This is a genomic window from Chryseobacterium cucumeris (genome assembly GCF_016775705.1).
Lineage (GTDB): Bacteria > Bacteroidota > Bacteroidia > Flavobacteriales > Weeksellaceae > Chryseobacterium > Chryseobacterium cupriresistens.
Map to the genome: position 1 here is coordinate 2401755 of NZ_CP068760.1, position 26915 is coordinate 2428669.

A 26915-nucleotide genomic window follows, 5' to 3' on the forward strand; every position below is an offset into this window, starting at 1 on the left:
AAATAAGGATTTAAAAAATAAATTATGAAAACAAAACTATTATTGGCATCAGTACTGGCACTGTCTGTTCAGCAGACTGTTTTGGCGCAGACTGACGCGTTGGGATACTCACAGGTAAATATGACCATGGGAAGCGGATACCAAAACCGCGTGTTTGTAAACCTTGCAGATGGTAATATGGTTTCTCAGCCAGCCAATACGTGGGATATTGCTTTTTATAGAAATTCAAACTATGCATTCGGATCCAGAGTCAATGATGCTAAGGATATTGAAGTATTCACTGCATCAACCAACTTAGCAGACTGGGATAACATCAGCATCAGCAATGAAGCTTCATGGGGAGATCCTCTTTATAATCCGGACCAGACCACTGACTGGAGCCAGGGCGCTTTTGAACAGGGACCTGTGACTTCTCCAAACCCCAATATTCCTTCAACCGGATGGGGCGTTTATAACCCGGTGAACCACCACATTCAGGGGAAAGCTATTTTTGTTTTAAAATATGCTGCAGGAACCTATATCAAGTTTGCTATTGAAGATGCTTTTGCAGGATATACCTTCAAGTATTCAAAATGGAACGGGACTTCATGGGGAGCTACAGAAACCAGAACCATCGCCAACGGAACAGATGATTCATATTTCAACTATTTCTCATTTGATACCGGAGAAAAAGTTCCCAATCTGGAACCTTCCAGAACGGCATGGGACTTCGTATTCACCAAATATTATACGTTCTATATGGGTGTACAGATGTACCCGCTTTCCGGAGCGATTCAAAGTCCGAACATAAAAGTGGCAATGGTACAGCCAGAAACACAGCAAACAGCAGCTAACACCGTTCCTGCCACAGCCAATTTCTCATCAGAGATCACTACGGTAGGACACTCATGGAAAGGGATCGGGACTGTGAAAAATGATGTGGTATACTACGTCAAAAAAGGCAATGATTACTACAGAATGTACTTCACAACCAATGGTGGTGCCAGTACAGGAAATATGTATTTCAAATACAAAAAGATCACAGAAACGTTAGGAATTACCGAAGTAGGAAAAAAAGCATCTTTCGGTATTTATCCTAATCCAACTACGGCGGATAAAAAAGTAACGGTTCTTTTTGATGTTAAAGAAAAAACAGGTAATAAGGGAAATGTAGAGGTCTATGACCAGACCGGGAAAAAGGTCTATTCAGCTGAACTTACGAACCAGACTGGTTTTTATAAGCAGGATTTGAATGTTTCTACCCTTACTTCAGGAAATTACCTTGTAAAAATTACTTACGGTGGTCATTCGGAGACGAAAAAGCTTATCGTAAAATAAACTTTCAATTTTAATACTTTCTATTTTTTCTAATAAAAAGGCGGTTTCAGATTGTTGAAACCGCCTTTTATTTTTTCTTCATTAAAGAACTTAAAAAGATATAAAACAAATAGTTATATAAGATTCTTCTTTAAATTTTTAAATCTTTAAATCCTTCAATACCATCAATATATTTTAAATCCTTTATAAACCTCTACAGAACTTTCCATAATTTTGGAAGCATCTTTACGGAAATCCAACAAGTGGTCCTGCCCGTTATGCCTGTTGTGGTGCTCAACACTTTCCCAAAGCTCGATCAGGAAGAAAGTCCCTTTATTATCTTTATCTTCAATAAGGTCATACTGCAGACAGCCTTCTTCTTTTCTTGTTTCTTTCACAAGGTTTTGAAACAGCTCTACAGCGTCCATCAGATAATTTTCATTAAACTTAAAAAGTGCAATGATATGTAAATTCATGTTCTAATATTTAGTGATGTAAAAGTAAAATATTTTCAAAACCGAAAACCTTTTTAATCCTTTTATTTTTCCACACCCAACATAATTTTTAATTAAAAACTGATTTATAAATAGTTATAGAACTCATCACAATCACCAGGGTTCCGATAATAACAAACATTTTCTTCACAGGAAGCTTTGCTGTGAGCATTGCGGAAAAAGGAGCGGTCACAATTCCTCCGATCAAAAGCCCTAAAATAATATTCCAGTGCTGGATTCCCAGGGTAAAGAAAAAAGTAACTGCAGCCGTTATGGTAAGAATAAATTTGGCCACGGTAGAACTTCCTACGGCAAATCTTGGGGTGAATGCATTTTTAATCAGTGTTCCGGTCACCAAAGGCCCCCAGCCTCCTCCGGCAAAAGAATCTATAAAACCACCGATCACACCCAGCCTGGTCAGATTGGTTTTTCTTTTCAGGGCTTTGCTCTGTTTTTTCTTAAATGCATTTGACAGGATTTGAAATCCAAGGTATAAAGTGTAAAAAGCAATCAATGTTTTGGTGATTTTCGCATAATATTCTCCCAGATAAGTAAGACTGACAGCTCCGATAATTGCTCCGATCACAGCCGGAATAGCTAGCTTTTTCACCAAACTTTTGCTTACATTTTTCAGTTTAATGTGGCTGAGGCTTCCCGCAGCAGTGGTGAAACTTTCTGCAGAATGAATACTTGCACTTACAATATGCGGCGGAATATTCAGAAGCATAAGGGTCGTGGTACAAATAACTCCATATCCCATTCCCATGGAACCTGCCACAATTTCTGCAAAAACACCTACCAGGAGCATCCAGTAAAAAATATAATGATCCTTGGCCAGAATGATCTGTAATTCTTCCAGATATCCCAGTTCGTACATGGAAAAAACAGCAATGGATATAATAGCAGCCGTCACCAAAAGGACATTCAACCTTACCTGAATTTTTCTTGAAATCACCATATTAAAAAATCGTTTTGGTCTGTATTTTTTGATTATCCGTCACATTGAAAATAAAGATATTTAACGATCGTATGTTTTCTGCACTTCTGTACAAGGAAATATTTTCAGGTATGCTATATGCTGCATCAGAATGCACTGCAGTAATGGAGCGGGTAAGCTTTTGTAATTGGTTTAATTCTTCTTTTGAAATCATAGTTTATTCATTTGAAGTAGTGCAAATATCTGATAAAATATTTATCCTACAAAAAAAGTAGACTATTAATTCAAAAAAAAGGACCGGGTTAATCCACCAGATCCATTAAAGTTTTACTTTCCAGAATATTCAGAGAAGCATCGCGAACTTCTATCAGGACATCATGAAGCCCGCAGTGATCTTCATTGCAGTCATCACATTTCTCATAAAAATTGAGACTTACGCAGGGAAGCATCGCAATAGGACCGTTGACAAGACGGATGATCTTTGCCAGTTTCACATTTTCCGGATTTTCTTTGAAAAAGTATCCTCCACCCTTTCCTTTTTTACTGTCGAGGATTTCCGCTTTTTTCAGTTCAAGAAGGATATTTTCCAAAAACTTTAAAGGAATTTTTTTATGTTCCGCAATTTCAGAAATAAGAATCGGGCCGTCATTTCTTTTTTCTACAAGATATGACAGCGCCTTAAAAGCATATTGAGATTTTTTTGAAAGCATTAAAGCAAAAATACGAAAATTGTTTAATATTTGAAAAAGACCTGAAAACAGGAATAACAAACGAAAAAAATGTCGGTGTATCTATCCGTAATTTTACGGTTTTAGGTACCACAATTTTGCCTTTCTCCTATTAAATCATTATGTTTGCCATATGTTCAGCAAACAAGAAGCACAGCAATTAAAAAAAGAATTTTGGACAGCTTTTGGAAGATCATTTCCCAGAAAATGGATTCTTTATGATACCAAAATCAAGGACATGGCATTTAAGTTTTCTGCCGACAATAAAAAAGCAGAAGTTTCTCTGGATATCGAAATGAAAGATGAAATTTTCCGGAATGCCTATTATGAGAAGATCTGGTCTTTGGAGGATATATTAAAAGATTTCATCGGAGATTTTCAGAAGGAAGAATATTTCACTCTTGAAAATGGTAAGATCATCAGCAGGATATGGGTTGAAAAACATAATGTTTCCGTTTTTAATAAAAATACCTGGCAAGAAATTTTTGAATTTTTTGTGGACAAAATGGACGGTTTCGAAAGATTTTACTACGAATATGAGGATTTTATAAAGGATATATAGAATACTTACGAAATAAATACCACTTTATACTTCAGGTTGAGATAAAAAAAGAAAACTTATCTTTGCACTACCACTTAAACTAATAGATGAAACAAACTAACATGATTAAAAATGAGAAAAGTGTACAAAAACATTTTTGGAGAAATCATCTCTAAAAGTAAAGCTGTGAAGCTAAGCGAATATCATCTGTATTATTATGAAGAAGGCTCCGATTTCCTGAAAGAAATTGAATTCATCAATGAAGACAGTGTTTACAACATCAATTATTTTCTAAGTGACGAGGAAGACGAGGTGAAGGTAGTGGATTATCTTAAAGAAAAATCTGACTTTTTTGATATTGAAAGAAAAGAAACTGCCGACGGCTATATTATTTCTACCAATAAATTATATTCTTTATCCGTAGATGATCTGCCCCTTATTTCTAAAACTGTTTTCAAAACGGACGATCCTGAAAACTTTATCTGCTCACAGGTCATCGATAACGAAACCCACCAACCACACCTTGAAAGAACCATAAAATGCTGGTATACGAATGACGAAAACGGTGAAAAATATGCAGCCATAGAATGCAGCTATCAGGAAGACGGAAAACTGGAACTGGCTGTAGATAAAACACCCGACCCGGACAATGAAGAAAACTGGATCCATTATGATTATGATACTTTCGAAGATCTTCAGGCACAGATCCCTACTGACATCAGCTATTACAAAACAGCTGCCTTACTTCCCAAACAAGCCTATCAGCAATAATCTTATATTCTTTAACACACCACATCCCCAGTTATTAAATGGAAGATCTCAATTTTTCAGATGCAAGAATTGAAGCCTGAATAAAGATCTTAAAAAATAATAAAGACTGTTTTCGATTGGAAGCAGTCTTTCTCTTTTCTGCAACAAAAACCAGTATCAGAATCATTTCCAAAATAGCTTTAAAACTTTGTTCCATTTTATTATATTTGTAGAAAGGCACAAATATAAAAGTCGTTATGGAAAAGCTAAAAAATCTAAGAAAGCAAAGAGGCTACACACAAGAATATATGTCTAAAATAATATCTACAGATGTCTCCAATTATTCCCGAAAAGAGAATGATGAAGTAAGGATATATGATGATGAATGGGAAAAGCTTGCTAAAGCACTTGATGTTCCTGTAGAAGAAATAAAGGAAGAAAAACCATCACGAGTTGTCAATAATGATAATTTAACTTTCAACGACCAATCTGCAAACAATAATTTTAATCAATATTACAACATTCCTAATTCTATTGTGGAAAATTTGCAGAGCTATATTAAAGTTTTAGAAGAGCAGGTGGGAGCTTTGAAGGAAGAGAATAGAAAATTGAAAGGGAAATAAATAAAAGAGAAACTGTATGTTTCTCTTTTATTACCATTATCATCAATTTTTAAATTTGATAGAATTTATTAATCTACTCTTCATTATTCTCTTGTTCCTGGTCTTTTAAATACCAAAACTCGAATTGTTTTAGCAAATTTTTATCTGTTTGCCCGAATTTTGTACCAAAAAACTCTACATCCAATTGTAATAGTTCGTCAGAATAATTTTGCATTATTTTATTAAACAATAAATCCTTATCTATACTTTCGCATAATTCATTATATCCATGTAATTCTAAATCTGATCGATATCTTTTAGGCTCTTTTGTTGTGTGTATATCTAATGTATAAAGCCTAATAAATTCGATGATTTTTTCAGAATTATCTGAAAATAATTGCTCAAAATATGCACTTTGCTGCTCAGGGTCCTCAATCTTCCAACTTCGAAAAAATGAATGATAATAATCTGGATATTTTTCATGCAAAGGTATGCCATCAGCATAATACAGAGCTTTTTTACGAATAAAGTTAAAAAGTTCATTTCTTTCTTCATCAATTAATAAATAAGTACCCTTAACTTCATCCGGTTCAGTACTTATATATAATTGCATAGCAAAATCAACAGAAGATGTATTAGTAATTATCTCTTTGTATTTATTAAATACCTCGGATTTATTTTCATTATCTTCAAGCAAACTTCTTATTATCATTGCTGATTGACTTTGTGGATTGTATACAAATGAAAAAAAGCCATCTTCCTCAATAATTTCTTCATTTATTTCAAGATTTTTGACAGCAATGATATCAATTAGCTTATTCTTTTCTTCCCAAGACAAATCACCTATAATACTTCTTAATTTAATAACAACATTTTTAAAAGTACCAATTTTTACTAAATGAAGAAAATTTGATTGAGCATTTTCAAGATCATTATTTTCCACATATTCTAAAAATCGATTGAATTCAACATCAGAAAACTGATCTTTTAAGACACAATAAGCAAAATATCTATTGAAGTATCTACTCGAAGAAATCCTCTTATGTTTATAAGCTATTTGCTCTATATCGTCGATAAATGAATTATCTAGCACCTCAGCAACGGAAGGAAATAATTCAGATAAAAAACCCTTTACAAGTATCTTTTCATTTTCATTAAAAGAATTTAGCATCTCATCAAGAATCTTTTTCATATCAGCTTTATCAGTTTCTCCAAAACTATTAAACGATAATGAATAAGTACGTGCAAAAAATTGTTGATTTTGGTTAATAATTTTATAAATATCAGGATAAATTATTTTTACTGCTTCAATTAACAAAAGATCTACAATATTAATCTCATCTTTTAATAAGGGTATTGAAAATGAAATACTATTTCCATATCTGACTGCATAACGCGGAGTCTTGATTTTTGGTAATATATAAGTTTCAAATACATTTATATACCTCCGCATCTCACTATCAGAAAGTTTAATATCATTTTCAATCAATACTTTTTCGATAATACTCAATGAATACTCCTGTAAATCAGACGACTGAGGCTTAGGGATTTTTAATGGTACTTGAATTATCTTTTCTAAAAAATTTTCTCCTGCTTGTTTATTCTCTTGACCAAACCTTTCATTAATTGCATTGGCTACCATGTTATCATCAAAAGATAATATATAAAATGTATTATGAAAATCTGCATTAATTTTAACTAATCGAATGAGGGAATAAATTTCATTTTTATCCAAACGATCTATATCATCAATAATAATAACGATCTTTTTTTCACTTTCCTTGATAAAAGAATTAACTCGTATTTTCAAATCTTCAAGATCAACATCGGCTAATCCTTTTCCAGCTCCAGAAAAATCAAATCCCAAAACACTAGTTAAAGAACCATATTTTTCAACAAATTTCCCAAGTTTTTCTGAATTTGTTGAAAGTTCCTGGTCAAGTGATTTGGAAATTGATATAAAAAAACTTTTAAGTAACAACTCTTCATCTTTATAACGCCAAGGATTAAATTTTATAATAATAATATTGTCAGAATGACTTAACTCTCCTTCAATAAAATTTAAAATTGATGATTTTCCATCTCCCCAAGCTCCATAAATTCCTATAACAAGACCATCGTCGCTTCCTCTATGAATAATTGTTTCTGCTATCCTTTTAGAGAACTGATATCTTTGAAACCTATCTTCTTCCCTTTTTTCTACAGGTCTATCTGATGAATAAACATTTTGCATAGTATTCTCTTTAATAGTTTTTAATAATCAAATATAAAAAAGAGAAACCTTACGATTTCTCTTTTTTATATTTTATCCAAATTTCTTTTTCCTTAACCAGAAGAACAGTCCTCCGATAAGGCCGATAATAGCCAGTGGAAGCAGTAAATTGATCCACTGCCAGGTCGATTTCTCTTCAGTAATTCTTTGCCTGTCGAGAAGTCTTTCTTCAATGTTTCTGTTTCTCAGTTCCATCAGATTGCTGTCATCCAAAAGATAATCCAATGCATTTCTCAGGAACTGTTCGTTTCCAAACTGTTCGTTCGTTAACAGATCTACCCCTAATGGAAGTGGTTTTCCTTTGATTACTTTATTTCTACCCACATCACCGTCTGCAATCACAATCATTTTGTTTTCCGGGCTGGATGTTTTGAATCCAGGGTACGATTTTCTTTCAATTCTTGATGCATAGGCAGAGTTGAATTTTCCTTCCAAGGCTACAGCGAAGATCTTCGGTGTACTTGGCTTTTCCATTTGTCCAAGACTGTCTACACTTGCAATTTCTTTCAGATCCACATAATTCGGAACCTGTTTCAATAAAGTTCTTTCACTGGATTCGAAAAGGACTTTTGTTTTGATATTCTTTCTTCCTCCTAAAGTATCAATAGAAGTCGGGAATTCAAATTTTACAGGGTTGATATTCTTGGTGACCGGATTATTATTTTCGGCAATTCCAAGTGGATAATAAGGCCAAGGTAAGCTTGTGTACTGAGGGTTTCCACTCACCTCTCCTGTAACCAGTCTTAACAGGGCAAACTTTTTCACGTCTTTTACCAACGCAGGATTGATTCTCAGCCCGTAATTGAAAAAGAAGTCTGTCATATTGATATCGACAGGGAAAGGCATTACTTTTTTGGATCTTGTCAGCGTATCCATTTCAGCATTTACAGCATCAATCATCCAAAGGGTTTTCCCTCCGTTCATGATGTACTGATCCAGAATTACTTTTTCATTATCTGTAAAAGCTTTTCTTGGTTTTGCAATCACCAAAGCACTCATCTGCTTTAATAGCGGAACATCTTCCAGTGAAAGTTCAGTCTGATTTTTAGGAATGATAGGTCCTGCATCATAGTTTTCCATTGCCAATTGTACAAATCCCTGGAATTCATCCGGATTCAATTCATCGTGGTTGACAAGAATCCCGATTTTCTTTCTCTTGGCAGCTACAATATTTTTAATGTTGGAAACAAGATTGTACTCCAGTCCTTCAATCGATCTTGTCAGCTGCTGATCGGCATCAATTCCGGCCTGCTGAACCACTAAAGGAATAGAAACCCCGTCATTTCCATATTTAATCACAGCGTAAGGGAAAAGCGTGATCTGTGAGATTTTCCCGTCTTTTACATCCGGAAGAATAGACGGCTGCATTCCCATAGCCATCAAAGTGTCCTGAGACATTTTTGTTTTAATCGGATCGATAAATTTAAAATCAATCTTCGGATTAATTTTTCTGAATTCTTCCAGCATGAATTTCGTTTCGCTTTGCAGCTGTTTGAAACTTGCCGGAAAGTCACCTTCCAGATACACTTCTACCGTCAGAGGCTTTTTAACAGACTCCAGTACTTTGATGGTGTTATCAGAAAGGGTATATCTTTTTTCTTTTGTTAAGTCTAATCTGATTCCCGAATAGGTCAGGATAATAACCAAAGGAACAATTGCAATTAAGAAAATTCCCAGTGGAGATTTAGCATTGAACTTCTTCATGATTCTACTTCTTTTTGTTAATAAAATGATTAGCCAATACTAATGAAGCGCCGATGACAAGTACAAAATACGCCACATCTTTAACATCAATAAGTCCTCTTGTGAAGCCTAAGAAATGCTGATAGAAGCCAATATTCTGAAGGATAAAATCTGCACCTCCCAATAGTTTATAACTTGCCAGCTGTTCGATCCCAAAATACATAATGAAACACATGAAAACACCCAGCAGATAAGCCATAATCTGATTCTGAGAGAGAGAGGAAGCAAGAATTCCCACTGCTGAAAATGCTGCGATTAAGATTATCAGTCCGATATAGCTTCCAAAGGTCATTCCCAGGTCAATATTTCCTGCAGGAACTCCCAAAACATATACCGTATAAAGATAAATTAATGATGGAATAAGACATAAAATTCCTACAATCCATACGGAAAGGAATTTACCTGTCACCAGTTCTGAAACTTTTAACGGCTGTGAAAAAAGCCAGTTCAATGTTCCGGTTTGCTGTTCTTCCGCAAAAGTTTTCATAGAAAGGGCCGGGATGATAAACATCAACAGCCATGGAACTAATACGAAATAGCTCTGCAATGAGGCCATTCCAATCTCAAAAATATTAGAATCGTTGTCGAAAAAGAACAGAAAAAGAGTCGCTATCAAACTGAAAGCGGCAATAATCACCCATGCACTCCAGTTTCCAAAGTAACTCCAAAGTTCTTTCTTTAAAATTGCAATCATAGTTTTTTTATAAGATATAGAAGGGATGAATATATTCGGACATGCACCCTACTCTACAATTATTTGTTTTTTTTATTTTTATTAACCAGTTTCACTGTCATCATAATCAGAAATACAAGAACGAAAAATCCTGCAATTAATTGCCACCAGTATTCGATCACCATTGATTTTAAAATAACGGTAAATACGACCAGAAACAGAATGAACGTTGCAATTTCATTGGCCTGTCTCAGTTTGATATTGGCAATGGGCAGTGTACTTCCATTCAGAACTTTTAAATGAAGGACTTTTTTCCAGCACCAGTAATGGTAGATGGCAAGCCCGATCAGGAAGGTTAGTTTTAAATGAAACCATCCCATCTTCATTAATCCCGGGTTTAAAAAGATCATCACCAATCCGCAGACCGCCATGATTACCCCGGCAGGAACTGTGATAATGTTCCACAGCCTTCTGGCCATAAAAGTGTACTGCTCTCTCAGAATTTTCTTTTTTTCTTCAGAAAATTCATCGGTATCTTTATAGTAAACGAAAATCCTCACGAGGTAAAAAATTCCCGCAAAGTAGCTTACCATAAAAATAATGTGCAGCGCTTTGATTATTGTGTAAAGCATTCAGAAAAAATTAACAGCAAAGATAAGCTTATTATATAATTGTTAAAAATAAATTTCTTTTGATCAGGAAAATATAAGTAAAATAGATTTTATATAAAAAATAGTTCGGCTCGGGGCAGCAAAGCTGCCCGAGCCGAACATTATATTTTTATTGTGGTAGCCACTTCAATAATTAAGAGATCACTCCTAATTCTTTTCCAACCTTTTCAAAAGCAGCAATCGCTTTATCCAGATGTTCTTTGGTATGAGCCGCAGATAATTGTACTCTGATTCTTGCTTTTCCTTTCGGTACCACAGGATAGAAGAACCCGATGACGTAGATGCCTTCATCCATAAGCTTTTCTGCCATTTTTTGAGAAAGCGGAGCATCGTAAAGCATTACCGGAACAATAGCAGCATCCCCATCAGGAATGTCAAAGCCTTTCGCTTTCATTTCCGTTCTGAAATATTCTGCATTTTCCATTACTTTATCACGAAGAGAGGTATCATCTGAAATCATATCCAATACTCTTAATGCAGCTCCTACGATACCAGGTGCTAAAGAGTTCGAGAATAAATAAGGTCTTGAACGCTGTCTCAGCATATCAATGATCTCTTTTTTACCGGAAGTAAATCCTCCCAAAGCACCACCTAAAGCTTTTCCTAAAGTAGAAGTAATAATATCTACTCTACCCATTACTTCATTCGCTTCGTGAGTTCCACGGCCTGTTTTTCCGATGAAACCTGTTGCGTGAGAATCATCTACCATTACCAAGGCATCATATTTATCGGCAAGATCACAAACTCCTTTTAAATCTGCAACAATACCGTCCATTGAGAATACTCCGTCTGTAACGATGATTTTAAAACGGTGGTTCTTCTCAGAAGCTGCAATCAGCTGAGCTTCCAGATCCTCCATATTATTATTTTTATATCTGTATCTCGCTGCTTTACACAAACGAACACCATCAATGATTGATGCGTGGTTCAGTTCATCTGAAATAATAGCATCTTCTTCTGTAAACAGGGGTTCAAAAACACCTCCGTTGGCATCAAATGCTGCAGCGTAAAGGATGGTATCTTCAAGACCTAAGAAATCAGCAATCTTTTTCTCCAAATCTTTGTGAATATCCTGTGTTCCGCAGATAAAACGTACAGAAGACATTCCGTATCCGTGAGATTGGATCATATCCTGCGAAGCTTTCATTACTTCCGGATGGTTGGATAATCCCAGATAATTATTGGCACAGAAGTTCAAAAGCTTTTTTCCGTTAGCTTCTATTTCTGCACTCTGCTGAGAAGTGATGATTCTTTCTCTTTTGTAAAGTCCGTCATTCTCAATATTCTGAAGTTCGTTCTGTAAATGTTGAAGGTATTTTTCAGAGATCATTTTTAGTAATTTTTTAGATGTGCTAATTTACTAAAAAGGCAGTAAAATAAAACCTTTTATCAGTTTAATTCTAAAAAATTGAAAAGGCTTTCACTTTTAACATTATTAGTCTACAAATTTAGTAGGATAATATTTATATTTGTTTAAAATTTTAATGCATGAGATTAAAGCCGGTACAAAAAATAAAGACGATCAGTTCAGGAACCTTTATCAATAACCACATGAAGCCGGGAATTCCGGTTATTATTGAGGACTTTGTGCATCCGGAAAGTCCAGCTTTTAAAAAGTGGAATTATGAGTATTTCAAAGAGATTGCAGGAGATCATAAAGTTAACATCTACGGAAGTGAGCTTGATTCCCTGGACAGAGTGGCCAGTGATCCTATTGCACAGACTACATTTTCAGAATATCTGGATCTCATCCAATCTGCTCCCACCGAACACAGGCTTTTCTTATTTAATTTACTGAAAATAAAACCTGAATTGAAGAATGACCTCATCTACAATGATGTAACGAATGGTAAAATACTGAAATGGCTGCCCTTTATGTTTTTTGGAGGAGAAGGTTCTGTCACCAGAAATCATATTGATATTGACATGTCCCATGTTTTTATCACACAGTTTCAGGGAAACAAGAGAATCTGGCTCTTCCCGTGGGAACAGTCTGATTTTATGTATAAGCTGCCCTACAATTTCCATAGTCTGGCTCAGATTAAAAATCCTGATTACAAAAAATATCCGGCCCTTCTTTATTTAAATGGCTATGAAGCTATCATTCGTCCTGGTGAAACCCTTTATATTCCTTCCGGCTGGTGGCATTATATTCAATATGATACGGAAGGTTATTCGATATCAGTGAGGGCACTTCCCTCAAGTCCTCTTGAAAAATGGCGTGGCTTCAAAAATTTAGTCATCACAAGACATTTTGATAATCTGATGCGTAAAATATTCAAAGAAAAATGGTTTGAATACAAAGTGAAAACGGCCAGAAAAAGAGGAGCCAGAGCAGCAAGAAAACAAAGAAGCTTTCAAATCTGAAAGCTTCTTTTGTGATATTATGATTCACTTTGGTAAAAGTACTCATTCATACTTCACCATTTGTTATTTTTAATGTTTGATAAATTTGATATTCTTTTCATCAATCGTAATGAAATAAGCTCCGGGAGCTAATTCTGCTATTCCAATCGCTTTACCCGGCTGATACGTTCCTTTTCCTACCAGTTTTCCGTCTATGGCATGAATCGTAAAGTCCATAGCCTTATTAATTCCTTTCAGATTAATTTCATTTTTTGCAGGGTTCGGATACAAACCAAATTCTTCTTTCTCAACAGAAGAAACACTTAATGTATTATCCTGAACAACTGTAGAATTTTTCTCAAGAATCTGATATTCATAATTAAACTGAACACTTGCAATAGGAAATGTTACCGACTGTAAAAAGCTTTGATTATTGGATGTATTATTAAGGACAAAATAAGCAGTCTGGCCTGCAGTTCCTGTCACTTTAATTGGTAAAGGCATTTCAAAAAAGCCAACGGTAGGACTGCTTTGTGTCTGAGAAACTTTAAATAAAGCCTGATTTCCGCCCTGCATCCACTTGATGGTGTACGTAGGATATCCTTCTCCATAGACCCAGTCATTGAAAAATTCTGTAAAATCTGTTCCGGTTGACTGAAGCAGAGAAGCGTTGAAATCAGCTGTACGCACATAGCTGTATGCCAGGTTCGGTCTCGCATGGTAATCTTTAAGCGCCTGATAAAATACAGCATCACCTAAAATCCATTTCAGCATTCTCAGCACATATCCTCCTTTGGCGTAAGACAATCTGCTGTCGAATATTCTATTAATACTGGAAAGTCCGGAATCCGGCACATACACACTTCCTGTTGTACTTGCGGTAATGTAATTAGACTGACCTTGTAAATAATTCAGAAATTCTGTGTTGGTCATCAATAGTTTTTCGTTGGCAACATGTTCTCCAAAAGTTGCAAAACCTTCATTCAGCCAGATATCATTCCATGCACCACAGGTTACCTTGTCCCCAAACCACTGGTGAGTAAGTTCATGGGCAATCAGCTGTTTGCTCCATCCTCCCATAGAAGACATGGTCTGATGTTCCATTCCTCCTCCATACATAAATTCCATGTGACCATATTTTTCATTACGGAAAGGATAAGATCCAAAATAGGTTTCAAAAGTATCCATCACCTGCTTTGTCCAGTTGATATTGGCTATACTGGTGGCATTTGAATTCGTAGACGGATAAATATAATTCACAAAAGGAAACGGAGGATTTCCGATGGTATCATTAAGCTTAACAAAGTTGGTAATGGACAGCGCGATCAGATATGCCGGTGTAGGATACATTGTTCTCCAGAACGTAAGTTTAGTGTTTCCTGTAGGAAAAGTTTCAGACATCAGCTTTCCATTCGCTGCTACGCTGTAGTTCGATGGAGTTGTAATTTTAAAATCAAATCTTTCAATTTTATCATTTAAACTTTGCTTTGTCGGAAACCAGTCCTGGGCGCCATAAGGTTCATTCAAAGTAGAAAGAACTGGAGTTCCGCTCTGAAGAGCAGTTTTGAATGCATCATTACTTGTGGACGGTGCTCCAGCATAATAAATGGTAAGAGAGTCCAGTGTATTGGCAGGAATAGAAGCTGGAAAATCAATCTTCAGTTCTTTTGAAGGAAGCTGCTGAAAGCTTGTAATGTTAGTTCCGTGGTATTTCACCTGAGAAACCGTTAACGAATTGGAAAGATCAAAATAGATGCTTCCCATACTTTGAGTAGGTTTAAAATGTGAAGTTACCGAACCGGAAATATTATACACCGCAGGATCAAGGCTGACTTCCATTCTCTGATACTGCAGGTCGTAATTCAGGGTATTGGGATTAATATTCCCGATATTCATTTTTTGAGTGAAGGATTTTTTCTCTTTTTCAACGAGTCCCTTCATATCAATGTTTTGTTCTTGCTTCTGGCTATAGAACTGTTGGGAAAATAGAAATCCCAACACCAAAAGGTACAATTTTGTCATGTTTTGAAAAATTTAATCAAATATAAAAAAAACCTTTTAATCCATGATTAAAAGGCTGTTATAATATATAAAATAAAAAATTTTTAAAGATCCAGTGCGGGTTCAAGAATTTTTTCCATTCTCTTCTTTACCATATCTACTGATCCGGAATAGTTATTCACCATTAAAGAAAAAACCAACGTTTTTCCTGAATTGGTTTTCAGATAACCGGCTAATGTTTTTACTTTATTCAAAGTTCCTGTTTTCGCAAAAACCTGTCCGTTCCCTCCTGCATTGAACATTCTTTTCAATGTTCCGGATTGCCCTCCGATGGGCAGAGAAGTCAGATAAGATCTGTAGTATTTCTGATCCATCAGAGAAGTAAGAAATTTCACCTGAGAAATCGGGGTTACATTATTACTTCTTGAAAGCCCGCTCCCATCAATGTAATTAAGTCCAACCATATCAAAACCTGCATCTTTCAGGTGATTAGTCACCACGATTCTTCCGGATTCTGAAGTCTGGTCGCCCATTTTCTGATATCCTACCGTTCTTAACAAAGCTTCTGCCAGTGAATTATCACTGTGCTGGTTGGTATAATAAATAATATCACTTAAAGTAGGTGATTTATATGCTGAAAGCATTTTTCTGTTTTCAGGGGCTGCATCTGTCATTTTCGGAGTTACTTTTCCGGTAACAGGAATTCCGCTTTTCATCAGTGTTGTTCTGAAAGAGTTGGCAAGGTAAGCCGGTGCATCAGGAAGTTTGGTTGTTAAAACTCCGTTTCCTTCGTATTTATCAGCATATACCATCTGATGATTGTAAGGAGAAACGTAGAAAAATTTCTTTTCTGTAGAGAAACCACCTTTTTTAACGATCAGTTTTTCGTTGGCCGGGTTGATATCGCGGGTACTTCCTGCAGGTAAATAATAGTTATTGTTTTCCAACCATACAACATTTTCCGGAAGCACTGAAATATTGCCTTTGAAAAGCGCTGTCTGAATGATAATATCACCATTTACCTTTTTGATTCCCTCTCTTGAAACACCGCCTACGAAATCTGAAATAATATCTCTATAAGATGCTGCACCTGCTTTGTTTGTTCCCAAAGAAGGGTCTCCGCTTCCTATTACATAAAGATTTCCATTCAACACTCCGTTTTCATCTATAGTTCCTGAGTACTCCAGCTGAGTCATCCAACGGTAGTTTTCACCCAGCATATTTAAAGCCGTTTCCGTTGTCAACAATTTGGTCGTAGAAGCAGGTACTAAAGGAGTATTTTCGTTGTACGAAGAGATAACCTTCTTCGTTTTCGGGTCATACACTACGAATCCCCAGGTTGCATTTTTCAGCACAGGATCCGCCATCATTGTGTTTACATTAATGTCCACCAGTTCTTTTGCTGACAAAACAGTTTTCTCCACTATCGTACTAACGGGTGAAGGCAGGTTTAAACTGCTTTTCTGATTGTCATAATTCTGGGAATAAAGAACGGTAGAAACGGTAGATTGAGCCAGGAAAAGACCAGAAGCCAACACCGCCGCACTTGAAATATATTTTCTGAAATTTACCATCTATCTTCTTTTTGTTCTGTAGTTTTGACTCTATAAAAAATGAAAGGTTAAATCATTCAGTAAAAGAGCCAAACACTTAATCAACGTCCAAAAGTAGAAATTATTGTTATATAACGGACCACCGCCCCGTTATAAAAGAGTGTAAAGTTTGTTAAAAATTGTTAAAAATCAACAAAAACATCTTTTTTAATGCTTTGATACGCAGTGATTTCATCAAATTCTTTCAAACTTATCAAAACCATTTTTTTGAATTTTTCATAATTTTTCCCACGGGGAAGCTTCAGCATAATCTGGAACTGATAGAAGTTATTCAGTTTTGCAATCGGTGCTCTTTCCGGACCTAAAACACATTCTTCAGGAAGATATTTTCTGAGGATAGAGCCCAGAAACTGTGATGCCCGGTCGGCTTTATCCTCTCTTCTGTGTTTCAACTCAATCATAATGAGCTTGGTGAAAGGTGGATAATGAAATTTCTGACGTTCTGTAAGGATATATTTATAGATCTTGGCAGGATTATTCATCTTGATGAGCTGAAATACAGAATGATCAGGATTAAAGGTCTGAATAAGGATCCTTCCTTTTCCGGAAACCCTGCCAGCCCTTCCTGAAACCTGTGTGATCAGTTGATACGCTCTTTCTTCTGCTCTGAAATCCTGTACATATAATAAGGAATCTGCTTTTGGGATGGTAACGAGTTCAATATGATCAAAATCCAGTCCCTTGGAAATCATTTGGGTTCCTACAATAATATCTGTTTCTCCGTCTTCAATCTTTTCGTACAATTTTTCGTAGGCGAATTTTTTGCGCATGGAGTCTACATCCATCCTGTCTACTTTATTTTCCGGAAACAATTTGGTAACCTCTTCATGAATCTGTTCTACACCTACTCCTCTTTCGTTCAGCTTTTCAGAATTACATTTCGGGCAGGTTTTCGGTTTTGAAGCTCTTTGCCCGCAATAGTGGCATTTCATTTCATTTGCCGCTTTGTGATACGTCATGACCACATCACAATTAGAGCAGTAGTTCACATAGCCACAGCTTTCACATTCTATGACATTGGAATAGCCACGACGATTGTGTAAAACGATTGCCTGATTCTTTTCATCCACCGTTTTCTTAATCTCTTCGATAAGCTTCAGAGAAAAGTTCCCTGAAACCTTTTTAGATTCCTGAGCTTCCTTGAAATTGATCAGTTCATATTCCGGCAGATTGACATTCCCGAATCTTTCATTCAGGAAAACGTATTTCATTTTATCTTTCCTGGCACTGTAGTAGCTTTCAACAGAAGGGGTAGCTGATCCCAGAATCACTCCTGCCTTATACAGCCTGCCTAAAACCAGAGAAGCGTCTTTAGCATTAAAATAAGGGGAAACTTCCCTTGGTCTGTACGCAGAATCATGTTCTTCATCAACGACAATAAGCCCCAGATTCTGGTGAGGTAAAAACAAAGCATTACGGGTTCCGATCAGAATACGGATGTCGTTCTGCTTAATTCTTCTCCATACTTCCACTCTTTCAAAATCAGTCAGTTTCTGGTGATAAAAACCGAGCTGTCTTCCATACTTCTTCTCTAATCTCTGGGTAATCTGTTTGGTAAGCGAAATTTCCGGAAGCAAAAACAGAACATTCTTTCCGTCACGGACACATTCATCAATTTTCTCTAAATAGATATGGGTTTTCCCTGATGAAGTAACGCCATGAAGCAGAACATTCTTCCCTTCTTCAAAAGCTTCATCAATTTCAGCTTTTGCTGTTTTCTGCTGTTCGGAAAGCTCTTCAAGTTCCTCGATTTCTCCTTCATAGCTTTCAATCCTGTCTTTCTGCATAAAGTATTCCTCCACAAGGCCTTTGTCTGCCAAAGGTTTGAAGTGGGAACTTCCGAAATAACCGTCTTCAAACAGTTCAGATTTTTTAATAGGAACGTCAGGATGTTCCGTCTGTTTTTCCAATATAAGAAGGAAAAGATCTTTCTGTTTCTGCGCTCTGTTCAGTTTTAAAAGAATATCCGTAAGATTTTGATTGGCCAGAACCTCATCATTAATTCTCACATAAGCAACTTCTCTGGCTTTATACTTTTCAGCAATTTTCTCATCAATTTCAATGTACTGAAGATCAATCAGAGAATTGATGGTTCTGATGATATCTTTTTTAGGAATAAAAGTTTCAATATCTGTAAGATTAATCAACTGCCGTACTTCCAGTGCCTGAATCAGATACATTTCGTTAACATCCAGATTTTCAAAATCTATAATGGCTCCTGGTTTTAGTTTTAAATAGGTTTCACTTTCCAGTTTTAAAGAAGAAGGAAACGAAAACCTGTAAATTTCTCCGAGGCTGCACAAATAGTATTCCGAAAGCCAGTTCCAGAAATCAATCTGTTCATGAGGAAGAATCGGTTGATCATCCAGCATGCTGATGACTTCCTTGGCTACAAAGTTTTCCGGTGCATTATCATGAAGCTCAAACACGATTCCCGTATAGATCTTTTTTCCACCAAATGGTACCAGAACACGCATTCCTGGTTGGATTTCAGACATCATTTCCTGAGGAACTTTATAAGTGAAAGATCCTTTCAGGTTGAGGGGTAAAACAATTTGAGCGTATTGCAAGGGAAATATTTAAAGTGTAAAATTAGAATTTTCCTGAGAGAACTGCAACTTTGTGGAGATTCTTTAGTAATCTTTAACCAAGAACCTTAAACTGCATTCTATTCTTTACTTTCTCCTTATTTCCATTCCGTAGGAATGTAACCCATTCAGATATTTTTTAATGTCTAGAATTACATTGATCAAAAAAAATGATATGACAGGCTGGATTCCTGCGGAATGACAAAGCGTGTGGATAAAAGAACAACCACAAATTCAGAAAGGATCGAAGAAAGGATTCATGAAAAACTAAAAAAGAAGTTCCGTAATCTGATACCAAAATGCAGACGTAATAAATCCTACAATGATACTGACTCCAATGATCAGGTTGGTCAGTTTTGAGTTCAGCCTGAACTGTTCTGCAATAATACTTGAAGTAACCAATGTTGGCATCGCTGCTTCAAATACTGTAATTTTAGCCACATCTCCTTTTATTCCGAATAACAGAGCCATTCCCAGAACAATTGCGGGTGCCAGAATCAATTTATAAAGCATAGACATCGACATCTGAGGAATCAGTTTTTTCCATCCATTGAATTTCAGCTGTAACCCGACTGAAAACAGAGCTAAGGGACTTACCGTGGCTGCCAGCTTGTCAAAAAACGGTTCCGCAACAGTAAAATCAATAAACTGAGACAAAACCAAAGCAGATATACAACCAATTAATGGAGGGAATGTAATGAGTCTTTTTAAAATGAATATTGCACTTACTTTTCCGGATTTACTGCCTCCTTTTACGGCAGCAATAATTCCGAGTGTGGAAAGGGCAAAAAACATGGTCTGGTCACACATGATTGCGATACTCAGAAGCCCTTCGCCATAAAAGGCACTGATTAAGGGAAATCCGATGAATGAAGTATTACTGTACCCGCTTGCCAATTCCAACGTACTTCTGGACCGCCTTGAATATCCCCTGCTTTTACTGTAAAACATCATAAAAAAGAAACAGAACACCGAAATTAAAAATGTGGCTGCAATCGGGAACAGCATTTCTGTTGTCCATTTTACTTTGGGCAGATATTTAAACGAAACTGCCGGAAGAGCAAGATAAAGAATCCAGGTATTGATGCCTTTGTGAGCATCGGGGTGGATAGATTTTGTTGCTTTGAATATCATTCCTGCAATGATACACACTGCAATCAGAACAAAATTTACCATAACTGTAATAAAATATGAGGCAAATTTACGGCTGATTTTTGAGTTGGAGGGGGTAAAATTTATATTTTTTTCGGGAGAATTTCTAATGAAACTTTTCAGTATTAAATCTTATAGGTTTTGAAAACCTATAAGGTTTGGAGATCTACCTTCCGGAAATTTATAACCCTTGTCAAGGTTTAAAACCTTGACAAGGGTTGACTTCTGACTTCTTAAGAGTTTTTTCAAAAATATATTTTACTTCTTTATCACCTCCCAAAGACTCATCACCTCTATATTTTCCAAAGGCTTTGAAAGGGTAATACTTTTTGAAGTTCCCGGAAGCAGGTCAAAGAAATTATCGCTGAAATGAGTATCACCGATTAAATAAATGTCCTTAGCCAGCGTATCTGTTGAGATTTCAATTTCAGTGGGTGATATTTTTCTGATTTTAATATCAGGTTGTAAGAGTTTCAGATCTTTTGGTTTACTAAAGAAGAACAGCTTTTCGAATTTTGTGTCTTTTTCGGAACTGATTTTTAAAACAGCTCCCGACAAATCAAACTGAGACAATTCCAATTTACTGATACTTCGTATTTTCTTGCTTGCATCAGCATTAATAAGATTTGACTGACTGGCTTTCCAAAGTATTTTTCCTTTAAAATCAATCAATTCAAATTTTGTCTCTGTTTTCAGTTCTTTCAGGAGATCGCTTATCAGATAGACATCATAGCTTTTTTCGGTTTCCGCTATTGATACCAAAACAGGTTCAAAGCTTCTTTTCGCCTGATAGTGGAAGGCTTTCCAGTTTCCAAGATAATCAATGGAAGACCAGGAAACTACCGGCCAGCAATCGTTGAGCTGCCAATACAAGGTTCCCATATTGTAAGGTTTTGCACGGCGGTGAGCTTCAATAGCGATCTGCATTCCTCTTGCCTGCAAGAGCTGTGAAACGTAGTTGTATTGTACAAAGTCCGTTGGAATTTTGTAATCACGCTTCAGATATTCATTAATAATATCCCAGCCGCGGATATGTTTTTCGTGAGCTTTAATGGTTGGATTCTGAAGGCTTAAATCCGGAGTTCCGGAGAACATTGATTTTGTCGTTTCAAGAGTTGGTGTACCCTGAAAGCCATATTCAGACATGAAACGCCCTACTTTTTCGTTGTAAATTTCAAAAGGCTGTTCACCCCACCAAACGCCCCAGTAATGAGAATCCCCTTCGGTAAGACTTTCTTTATGTCCCCAACCAATGGAGGGAGAACTTGGCCAATATATATTTTTATCCGATTTCAGATTTTCTGCCAATGCATTAGGAATTACCTCATGAAACAGCTTCTTATAATCTTTCCAAACCTGAAGAGAGTCATTTTTTGAATATTTAAACTGTTTCTGATAGCCCCAGTTGACAATCGCTTCATCAATTTCATTATTCCCGCACCACAAAGCAATGGACGGATGATTCTGAAGTCTGTTGACCTGGTCTTTTACTTCTTCTTTTACATTGTTTAAAAATGCTTCATCTGCCGGATAAAAGCTTCCCGCAAACATAAAATCCTGCCATACTAATATCCCGTTTTCATCACAAGCTTTGTAGAATTCATCATCTTCATAAATACCTCCGCCCCAGATACGGATCATATTCATATGGGCTTCTTTGGTATCCCTGATCAGTTTCTGGTATTTTTCTTTGGTCATTCTCGGCGAAAAACTATCTCCCGGAATCCAGTTGGTTCCTTTGATATACAGTGGTTGCCCATTCACTTTAAAATAGAATGATTTTCCCTTTTCATCTTTTTCCTGAATCAATTCAACGGTCCTTAAGCCTATCCTGATATTTTTAGCATCAATATTTCTCTGATCTTTGGAAAGCTTCACTTCAAAATCATAAAGATGAGCTTCACCACGCCCGTTAGGCTGCCAGAGCTTCATTCCTTTTGTTTCATAAGGAACCGATATCTTATTAATCCCTTTTTTTAAAGATATTTTTTGGTGAATTTTATTAAGATCCAAGGTATAATCTCCGGCATTTTGAGCATAAATTTCAAAATCAAAGCGCAAATTATCAGAAGTGCCGGAAACTCTTTTCTGAATATCCTTAACCGTAATAATTTTAGCATTATTCCAGAATTCCAGCTGAACATCTTTCCATATTCCTGCAGTAACCAGCCTTGGTCCCCAATCCCATCCAAACTGGTATTGTGCTTTTCTCACAAAACTTCTTGGTGATTCCGGCATAGTGAACGGAATTTTTTTCGCTAATTCCTTTCCGGTATTCACAGCGGATGTAAACTTAATCTGCAATGTATTATGACCCGGTTTTAAATATTGTTTTGCAGGAATATTCCATTTACGGAACATATTATCTGTTTTCTTTAACAGTTTTCCGTTAAGATAAATTTCTGAAAATGTATCCAATCCGTTAAAAACCAGATCAATGTTTTCATTCTTTAGTTCATGAGGTAAAATAGTAAATGAGGTCTGGTAGTCCCAGTCTTCATTTTCAACCCATTGTACTTTCTTTTCATTTTCATCCTTAAAAGGATCAGGAATGATCTTATTATCCATTAAATCCAAATGAACGGTTCCCGGAACTTTTGCAGGAAGCCAGTTTTGATCTTTTGAATTTTTAAACTGCCAGTTCTCCAAAGACAAGCTTCTTTGTGAAAACTGCGCGGAAAGGGTATTCTGCATAAAAAGGAAAACAAAAAGGATCGTTTTATTCATCAATAAATTTGTTTACAATTGTTATCATACCAATGATTTTGTCATTCCGAGGAACGAAGGAATCTCTATTTTATCAGTCTAGATTCCCGCTACGCTTGGAATGACAACCAGAGTGCATATTATTTATTCTTCAATGCAACCACTTCATCAGCATTCGCAAAAGCCCCACCATCCGTAATGGCTGAAGAATGGAAGTAACCCGCATGGGTAACTGCTCTAATCTCTTCAATATTGGATGAACGCAGACCACCTCCGACAAGTATTTCTATTCTTCCGTTGGATAATTCAACAAGCTTTTTCAGATTCTCTTTTCCTTCTGATACATTGGGTCTCTGACCGGAGGTAAGAATGGTTGTAAAACCACATTCGATTACTTTTTCCAGAGATTCTTCCAGGCTTGCAGCACGGTCAAAAGCACGGTGAAAAGTACATGGATATGGCGTTGCCAATTCTACTAAAGCTTTATTCTGTTCTATATTAACCTCATTATTTTCATCCAGAATACCGAATACAAAACCGTCTGCATGTAATGATTTTAAATGAGCCAAGTCATTTTTCATCTGTGCAAATTCCGAATCTGAATACGTAAAATCTCCACCTCTCGGACGGATCATCACAAAAATCGGGATTGTAATTTTTTCACGAAGCTTCTTCATCGTTTCAAAATCCGGAGTAGTTCCGCCTTCACTGAGTCCATCACATAATTCTATTCTGTCTGCCCCGTTTTCAAAAGCGATAATCGCTGATTCAGGATTAAAACAAGCTATTTCTATTTTTGACATTGTATTGTATCTATTTAATTTGATTTTGGTTCTTCCTGCAGTACATCTGCAATCAAAAAAGAACCGTTTTCTTTTACTACTTTTATTACTGACGGATATTCTGCTTTAAAATTTTTGTCTGTCAGCACTACATTGAAGAGATATTCATCTGTTGAGGAGAGTTCTAAATCACAGCTTTCAACTTCAATTTTATCCCAATCCTGTGGTGCAATCAGAAAGCCCGCTCCAACACCTGCTTTTCTTACATCAAATCTGGTTTTCCATTTATCCTGAAATTCTTTTTCAGTAAGGCCTCCGCTTACATCCAGGTCAACATTCATTGCATCCATTTTATAATCGAAGTAGTCTTTGGTTGTGATTTTCCGCATATTCTTTTCTTCACTTCCGATATCGGCTTTAAAGTAATCTACAATACTCTTTTCCAGCCATTTCTTAGCATCTTCTGCCTCATTGGACTCATTATGCAAAACTACTTTTTCTTCTATCTGTACTGGTTTTACATCTGTCTTAATCTCCTTCTTTTCTTCCTTACAAGCAATAAAGAGTAATAAGGAAGCAATGATCGTTCTTTTCATATTTGTTTTTATGTTTTGGCTAAAGCTACCAGGTGTCATTGATTTGTTTAAATGGGCTTCCTTCGTCTATGCTCAGGATTATAGCCCGTTCCTATTGAATATTAATTATTTCAAAACAAATTCAGGCTTTTCAAGGCGGTTTCCTTTCTGATCGTACACCGCAAAGTTGAATCCATCCTGAATACAATAAGACCCATATTCTCCCTGTTTATTGATGGCAATAAAACCTACCTGAATATCTTTCAGATTTTTGTTTCTTCGCTGATTGATTTTTACAATTCTCTCTACAGCTTCTTTACAGGCTTCCTGAGGGCTTCTGCCTTGTCTCATCAATTCAACTACAAGATGTGTTCCTACCGTTCTTATGACTTCTTCACCATGACCTGTTGCCGTAGCTGCTCCTACTTCATTATCCACAAACAAACCTGCTCCGATAATTGGGGAATCTCCTACTCTGCCATGCATTTTGAAAGCCATTCCACTGGTAGTACAGGCTCCGGAAAGATTTCCTTGTGCATCCAAAGCGATCATTCCGATGGTATCATGGTTTTCAATATTGGCAATGGGCTTGTATTGGCTGGTCTTTAACCATTCTTTCCATTCTTTTTCTGATTCGGGAGTAAGAAGATTTTCTTTTTTAAAACCTTGTGAAAGAGCAAACTGCAGGGCACCGTCACCTACCAGCATAACGTGGGGTGTTTTTTCCATTACAGCTCTTGCAACCGAAATCGGGTTTTTAACATGTTCTAGACATGCTACGGAACCGATATTATAATTCTCATCCATGATACATGCATCCAGCGTCACTCTTCCGTCTCTGTCCGGACGGCCTCCATATCCTACACTTCTTTCTTTCGGATCTAGTTCTACAAGACGTACTCCCTTTTCTACGGCATCCAAAGCCCGTCCTCCTTTTCCAAGGATGGTCCATGCTTCTTCATTGGCTTTTAATCCGAAATTCCAGGTGGAAAGAACGATAGGTTTATTGATGACTTTTTTACTTTCAGGTCGTTCTGCGGCCATTAGTTCTAAAGGGTTAATGGTAAGTGCTGCGGTTGCAATTCCCAGTTTTTTGATAAAACTTCTTCGGTTATTGTTCATTGGATGTCAAAATTATTTAATACAAAGCAAATATCTTAAAAAAATCCGTTGAAAATCTTATGGTTTTCCCACTATTTTTCTTTACCATTTTTTATTATTTTTATAATGGTTATTTTAATTAATATATATGTTTAAAACCTTTAGAAAAATGGATTGCTTTAAGGAATTATCGGATGAAGAAATCCAGGTCCTTGCAAGCATCAGTACTCCTAAGCTTCTTCGGAAAAAAGAAAAACTGTTAGAGCCAGGTCAGCCGTTTAACCATTTATTTATATTGACCAATGGTCTTTTGAGATTTTTCTTTGATGATGAAAACGGAGTTGAAATTAATACTTTCCTGCCCTCAGAAAAAGAGGTTGCCTTTCTGGAGAGTCCGGAATCTTATTCTGCTGAAGGGACTAAAAAGTATACCATACAAGCCGTGATTGATTCTCAGATTATTCTTTTTAACAAAGGTGAATTTGAGCAGACTGCCTTTCAGCATAAAGGAATTTACAATTTGTATTTGAAATCGTTGAAACAGATTATCAGCATTTTATCAGCACGTACAGAGCAGTTCTGCAGGAGCTCGCCGCTTTCCCGTTATGAAGATTTTCTGAACAGCCATCCGTTTGTCTGTCAAAATGCCAACCGAAAATACATTGCTAATTTTCTGGGCATCACTCCCAATTCCCTTTCCCGTATTACTGCCCGCGACAATAAAAAAAAGAATCAAGGAAAAAAATAACTTAAGAATATTTTTAATTGTTGCATTCAGTATAATTTTGTCCGGTCAAAAACTTGTTCTTCACCACTAAAAAAACCAAATGAAAAAAAATATAATCATCTTCAAAGCATTCCACCTTATAGAATAGTCTTTACATCTTAACAGGATTAATATGTGATTGTCCGGATATTCATCGGGATCTGAATCTGTATTTTCTTAAGTCAAAATTTTATTACCATTATATATTTATGCAAAGAATAACCACCATTCTCTGCCTGTTACTGGCATGCAATTTTGCTCAGGCATCTACAGGCAATCTTGAAGACAAAATAGCCGATGGAGCTTCCTGGCTAATACTAATTGTATTGCCAGTTGCCGGAATTTATCTCTTCTGGAAGGTTCATATTTATCCGGAAAAGGTAGCAGAAAAGAAAAATCATCCTCAACTGAACGCTATCAAAAGCATGTGCCTTCTTTCTCTAGTCTTTGGCGGCCTTTTATGGCCGGTTGCCTTAATCTGGGCCAACTATGATTATGGAAATCAAACGACTCCTGAAAAGGAAACAGACAACACAAATTTACCTGAAGAAGAATTTAAACCCATCGAAAATTAAAAG

The 26915-nt window shown here is 36.3% G+C and carries 25 protein-coding genes; 7 read left to right on the forward strand and 18 right to left on the reverse strand.

Annotation, left to right across the window (positions count from 1 at the left end):
• Positions 1-24 precede the first annotated feature (24 nt).
• Positions 25-1317, forward strand: a complete 1293-nt coding sequence (locus JNG87_RS10880; RefSeq protein ID WP_202844124.1) for a T9SS type A sorting domain-containing protein — start codon at positions 25-27, stop codon at positions 1315-1317.
• Positions 1318-1481: 164 nt separating this feature from the next.
• On the opposite strand, the gene JNG87_RS10885 is transcribed toward JNG87_RS10880, so the two are convergent.
• The 4 genes from JNG87_RS10885 to JNG87_RS10900 all read right to left on the reverse strand — a co-directional run bounded on the left by JNG87_RS10885 (position 1482) and on the right by JNG87_RS10900 (position 3437).
• Positions 1482-1772 carry a putative quinol monooxygenase gene (locus JNG87_RS10885; RefSeq protein ID WP_034696070.1) on the reverse strand — a complete coding sequence of 97 codons (291 nt, stop codon included), beginning with the start codon at positions 1770-1772 and terminating at the stop codon, positions 1482-1484.
• A gap of 88 nt (positions 1773-1860) precedes the next feature.
• Positions 1861-2748: a sulfite exporter TauE/SafE family protein gene (locus JNG87_RS10890; RefSeq protein ID WP_202844126.1), complete on the reverse strand. Its 888-nt coding sequence runs from the start codon at positions 2746-2748 to the stop codon at positions 1861-1863.
• Between the two features lies 1 nt (position 2749).
• Positions 2750-2941 (reverse strand): hypothetical protein, encoded by a 192-nt coding sequence (locus tag JNG87_RS10895; protein ID WP_202844129.1) that lies wholly within the window; start codon positions 2939-2941, stop codon positions 2750-2752.
• 88 nt (positions 2942-3029) lie between these two features.
• Positions 3030-3437, reverse strand: a complete 408-nt coding sequence (locus JNG87_RS10900; RefSeq protein ID WP_202844131.1) for an RrF2 family transcriptional regulator — start codon at positions 3435-3437, stop codon at positions 3030-3032.
• A 151-nt stretch (positions 3438-3588) separates the two neighbouring features.
• On the opposite strand from JNG87_RS10900, the gene JNG87_RS10905 reads away from it, so the two are divergent.
• Together JNG87_RS10905 and JNG87_RS10910 are read left to right on the forward strand one after the other, a co-directional pair.
• Positions 3589-4017: a DUF4268 domain-containing protein gene (locus JNG87_RS10905; protein WP_110009455.1), complete on the forward strand. Its 429-nt coding sequence runs from the start codon at positions 3589-3591 to the stop codon at positions 4015-4017.
• A 111-nt stretch (positions 4018-4128) separates the two neighbouring features.
• Positions 4129-4767, forward strand: a complete 639-nt coding sequence (locus JNG87_RS10910; RefSeq protein ID WP_202844132.1) for a hypothetical protein — start codon at positions 4129-4131, stop codon at positions 4765-4767.
• A gap of 34 nt (positions 4768-4801) precedes the next feature.
• Here the strand turns inward: JNG87_RS10910 and JNG87_RS10915 are convergent, their stop codons facing one another.
• Positions 4802-4963 carry a hypothetical protein gene (locus tag JNG87_RS10915; protein WP_202844133.1) on the reverse strand — a complete coding sequence of 54 codons (162 nt, stop codon included), beginning with the start codon at positions 4961-4963 and terminating at the stop codon, positions 4802-4804.
• A gap of 40 nt (positions 4964-5003) precedes the next feature.
• On the opposite strand from JNG87_RS10915, the gene JNG87_RS10920 reads away from it, so the two are divergent.
• The gene (locus JNG87_RS10920) at positions 5004-5369 is read left to right on the forward strand and encodes a helix-turn-helix domain-containing protein (protein ID WP_202838470.1); all 366 of its coding nucleotides are present in this window, start codon (positions 5004-5006) and stop codon (positions 5367-5369) included.
• A 73-nt stretch (positions 5370-5442) separates the two neighbouring features.
• On the opposite strand, the gene JNG87_RS10925 is transcribed toward JNG87_RS10920, so the two are convergent.
• From JNG87_RS10925 to kbl, 5 genes are all read right to left on the reverse strand, one after another.
• The gene (locus tag JNG87_RS10925; protein WP_202838471.1) at positions 5443-7581 is read right to left on the reverse strand and encodes a P-loop NTPase fold protein; all 2139 of its coding nucleotides are present in this window, start codon (positions 7579-7581) and stop codon (positions 5443-5445) included.
• Between the two features lie 72 nt (positions 7582-7653).
• Positions 7654-9324 (reverse strand): gliding motility-associated ABC transporter substrate-binding protein GldG, encoded by a 1671-nt coding sequence (gene gldG, locus JNG87_RS10930; protein ID WP_202838472.1) that lies wholly within the window; start codon positions 9322-9324, stop codon positions 7654-7656.
• Positions 9325-9328: 4 nt separating this feature from the next.
• On the reverse strand, positions 9329-10057 hold the full coding sequence (locus JNG87_RS10935) for an ABC transporter permease (RefSeq protein ID WP_137906051.1): 729 nt from the start codon (positions 10055-10057) through the stop codon (positions 9329-9331).
• 59 nt (positions 10058-10116) lie between these two features.
• On the reverse strand, positions 10117-10668 hold the full coding sequence (locus tag JNG87_RS10940) for a CopD family protein (protein WP_137906052.1): 552 nt from the start codon (positions 10666-10668) through the stop codon (positions 10117-10119).
• A 172-nt stretch (positions 10669-10840) separates the two neighbouring features.
• A complete protein-coding gene (gene kbl, locus JNG87_RS10945) occupies positions 10841-12037 on the reverse strand; it encodes a glycine C-acetyltransferase (protein ID WP_110009461.1) in 1197 nt (398 codons plus the stop codon).
• A 158-nt stretch (positions 12038-12195) separates the two neighbouring features.
• Here kbl and JNG87_RS10950 point away from each other — a divergent pair, with 158 nt between their 5' ends.
• On the forward strand, positions 12196-13074 hold the full coding sequence (locus tag JNG87_RS10950; RefSeq protein ID WP_202838473.1) for a cupin-like domain-containing protein: 879 nt from the start codon (positions 12196-12198) through the stop codon (positions 13072-13074).
• 69 nt (positions 13075-13143) lie between these two features.
• Here JNG87_RS10950 and JNG87_RS10955 read toward each other — a convergent pair whose 3' ends face one another.
• The 8 genes from JNG87_RS10955 to JNG87_RS10990 all read right to left on the reverse strand — a co-directional run bounded on the left by JNG87_RS10955 (position 13144) and on the right by JNG87_RS10990 (position 25592).
• Positions 13144-15075, reverse strand: coding sequence for a M1 family aminopeptidase (locus tag JNG87_RS10955; protein ID WP_202838474.1), 1932 nt, complete (start codon positions 15073-15075; stop codon positions 13144-13146).
• 83 nt (positions 15076-15158) lie between these two features.
• Entirely contained in the window at positions 15159-16628 is a 1470-nt protein-coding gene (gene dacB / locus JNG87_RS10960) for a D-alanyl-D-alanine carboxypeptidase/D-alanyl-D-alanine-endopeptidase (RefSeq protein WP_202838479.1), read from the reverse strand.
• 161 nt (positions 16629-16789) lie between these two features.
• Positions 16790-19237, reverse strand: a complete 2448-nt coding sequence (priA, locus tag JNG87_RS10965) for a primosomal protein N' (RefSeq protein ID WP_202838480.1) — start codon at positions 19235-19237, stop codon at positions 16790-16792.
• Between the two features lie 285 nt (positions 19238-19522).
• The gene (locus JNG87_RS10970; protein WP_202838481.1) at positions 19523-20431 is read right to left on the reverse strand and encodes an AEC family transporter; all 909 of its coding nucleotides are present in this window, start codon (positions 20429-20431) and stop codon (positions 19523-19525) included.
• A 234-nt stretch (positions 20432-20665) separates the two neighbouring features.
• Positions 20666-23134 (reverse strand): beta-mannosidase, encoded by a 2469-nt coding sequence (locus JNG87_RS10975; RefSeq protein WP_202838482.1) that lies wholly within the window; start codon positions 23132-23134, stop codon positions 20666-20668.
• Between the two features lie 119 nt (positions 23135-23253).
• On the reverse strand, positions 23254-23916 hold the full coding sequence (locus JNG87_RS10980) for a copper homeostasis protein CutC (protein ID WP_202838483.1): 663 nt from the start codon (positions 23914-23916) through the stop codon (positions 23254-23256).
• A 14-nt stretch (positions 23917-23930) separates the two neighbouring features.
• Positions 23931-24491, reverse strand: a complete 561-nt coding sequence (locus JNG87_RS10985; protein ID WP_202838484.1) for a hypothetical protein — start codon at positions 24489-24491, stop codon at positions 23931-23933.
• A 105-nt stretch (positions 24492-24596) separates the two neighbouring features.
• Positions 24597-25592, reverse strand: a complete 996-nt coding sequence (locus tag JNG87_RS10990; RefSeq protein ID WP_202838485.1) for an isoaspartyl peptidase/L-asparaginase family protein — start codon at positions 25590-25592, stop codon at positions 24597-24599.
• A gap of 148 nt (positions 25593-25740) precedes the next feature.
• Between JNG87_RS10990 and JNG87_RS10995 the strand changes: the two genes are divergently transcribed.
• Together JNG87_RS10995 and JNG87_RS11000 are read left to right on the forward strand one after the other, a co-directional pair.
• Positions 25741-26319, forward strand: coding sequence for a Crp/Fnr family transcriptional regulator (locus tag JNG87_RS10995; protein ID WP_227943543.1), 579 nt, complete (start codon positions 25741-25743; stop codon positions 26317-26319).
• A gap of 227 nt (positions 26320-26546) precedes the next feature.
• Positions 26547-26912 carry a DUF3302 domain-containing protein gene (locus JNG87_RS11000; protein ID WP_202838486.1) on the forward strand — a complete coding sequence of 122 codons (366 nt, stop codon included), beginning with the start codon at positions 26547-26549 and terminating at the stop codon, positions 26910-26912.
• Positions 26913-26915: the final 3 nt, after the last annotated feature.

What these genes read in the sequence shown, in the direction of transcription:
- gldG (WP_202838472.1), bottom strand. Translation starts at nt 9,324, where the DNA reads ATGAAGAAGTTCAATGCTAAATCTCCACTGGGAATTTTCTTAATTGCA.
- JNG87_RS10970 (WP_202838481.1), bottom strand. Translation starts at nt 20,431, where the DNA reads ATGGTAAATTTTGTTCTGATTGCAGTGTGTATCATTGCAGGAATGATA.
- JNG87_RS10950 (WP_202838473.1), top strand. Translation starts at nt 12,196, where the DNA reads ATGAGATTAAAGCCGGTACAAAAAATAAAGACGATCAGTTCAGGAACC.
- JNG87_RS10995 (WP_227943543.1), top strand. Translation starts at nt 25,741, where the DNA reads ATGGATTGCTTTAAGGAATTATCGGATGAAGAAATCCAGGTCCTTGCA.
- JNG87_RS10925 (WP_202838471.1), bottom strand. Translation starts at nt 7,581, where the DNA reads ATGCAAAATGTTTATTCATCAGATAGACCTGTAGAAAAAAGGGAAGAA.
- JNG87_RS10885 (WP_034696070.1), bottom strand. Translation starts at nt 1,772, where the DNA reads ATGAATTTACATATCATTGCACTTTTTAAGTTTAATGAAAATTATCTG.
- kbl (WP_110009461.1), bottom strand. Translation starts at nt 12,037, where the DNA reads ATGATCTCTGAAAAATACCTTCAACATTTACAGAACGAACTTCAGAAT.
- dacB (WP_202838479.1), bottom strand. Translation starts at nt 16,628, where the DNA reads ATGGTAAATTTCAGAAAATATATTTCAAGTGCGGCGGTGTTGGCTTCT.
- JNG87_RS10955 (WP_202838474.1), bottom strand. Translation starts at nt 15,075, where the DNA reads ATGACAAAATTGTACCTTTTGGTGTTGGGATTTCTATTTTCCCAACAG.
- JNG87_RS10920 (WP_202838470.1), top strand. Translation starts at nt 5,004, where the DNA reads ATGGAAAAGCTAAAAAATCTAAGAAAGCAAAGAGGCTACACACAAGAA.
- JNG87_RS10890 (WP_202844126.1), bottom strand. Translation starts at nt 2,748, where the DNA reads ATGGTGATTTCAAGAAAAATTCAGGTAAGGTTGAATGTCCTTTTGGTG.
- JNG87_RS10985 (WP_202838484.1), bottom strand. Translation starts at nt 24,491, where the DNA reads ATGAAAAGAACGATCATTGCTTCCTTATTACTCTTTATTGCTTGTAAG.
- JNG87_RS10905 (WP_110009455.1), top strand. Translation starts at nt 3,589, where the DNA reads ATGTTCAGCAAACAAGAAGCACAGCAATTAAAAAAAGAATTTTGGACA.
- JNG87_RS10910 (WP_202844132.1), top strand. Translation starts at nt 4,129, where the DNA reads ATGAGAAAAGTGTACAAAAACATTTTTGGAGAAATCATCTCTAAAAGT.
- JNG87_RS10975 (WP_202838482.1), bottom strand. Translation starts at nt 23,134, where the DNA reads ATGAATAAAACGATCCTTTTTGTTTTCCTTTTTATGCAGAATACCCTT.
- JNG87_RS10895 (WP_202844129.1), bottom strand. Translation starts at nt 2,941, where the DNA reads ATGATTTCAAAAGAAGAATTAAACCAATTACAAAAGCTTACCCGCTCC.
- JNG87_RS10900 (WP_202844131.1), bottom strand. Translation starts at nt 3,437, where the DNA reads ATGCTTTCAAAAAAATCTCAATATGCTTTTAAGGCGCTGTCATATCTT.
- JNG87_RS10880 (WP_202844124.1), top strand. Translation starts at nt 25, where the DNA reads ATGAAAACAAAACTATTATTGGCATCAGTACTGGCACTGTCTGTTCAG.
- JNG87_RS10990 (WP_202838485.1), bottom strand. Translation starts at nt 25,592, where the DNA reads ATGAACAATAACCGAAGAAGTTTTATCAAAAAACTGGGAATTGCAACC.
- JNG87_RS10940 (WP_137906052.1), bottom strand. Translation starts at nt 10,668, where the DNA reads ATGCTTTACACAATAATCAAAGCGCTGCACATTATTTTTATGGTAAGC.
- JNG87_RS10935 (WP_137906051.1), bottom strand. Translation starts at nt 10,057, where the DNA reads ATGATTGCAATTTTAAAGAAAGAACTTTGGAGTTACTTTGGAAACTGG.
- JNG87_RS10915 (WP_202844133.1), bottom strand. Translation starts at nt 4,963, where the DNA reads ATGGAACAAAGTTTTAAAGCTATTTTGGAAATGATTCTGATACTGGTT.
- JNG87_RS11000 (WP_202838486.1), top strand. Translation starts at nt 26,547, where the DNA reads ATGCAAAGAATAACCACCATTCTCTGCCTGTTACTGGCATGCAATTTT.
- JNG87_RS10980 (WP_202838483.1), bottom strand. Translation starts at nt 23,916, where the DNA reads ATGTCAAAAATAGAAATAGCTTGTTTTAATCCTGAATCAGCGATTATC.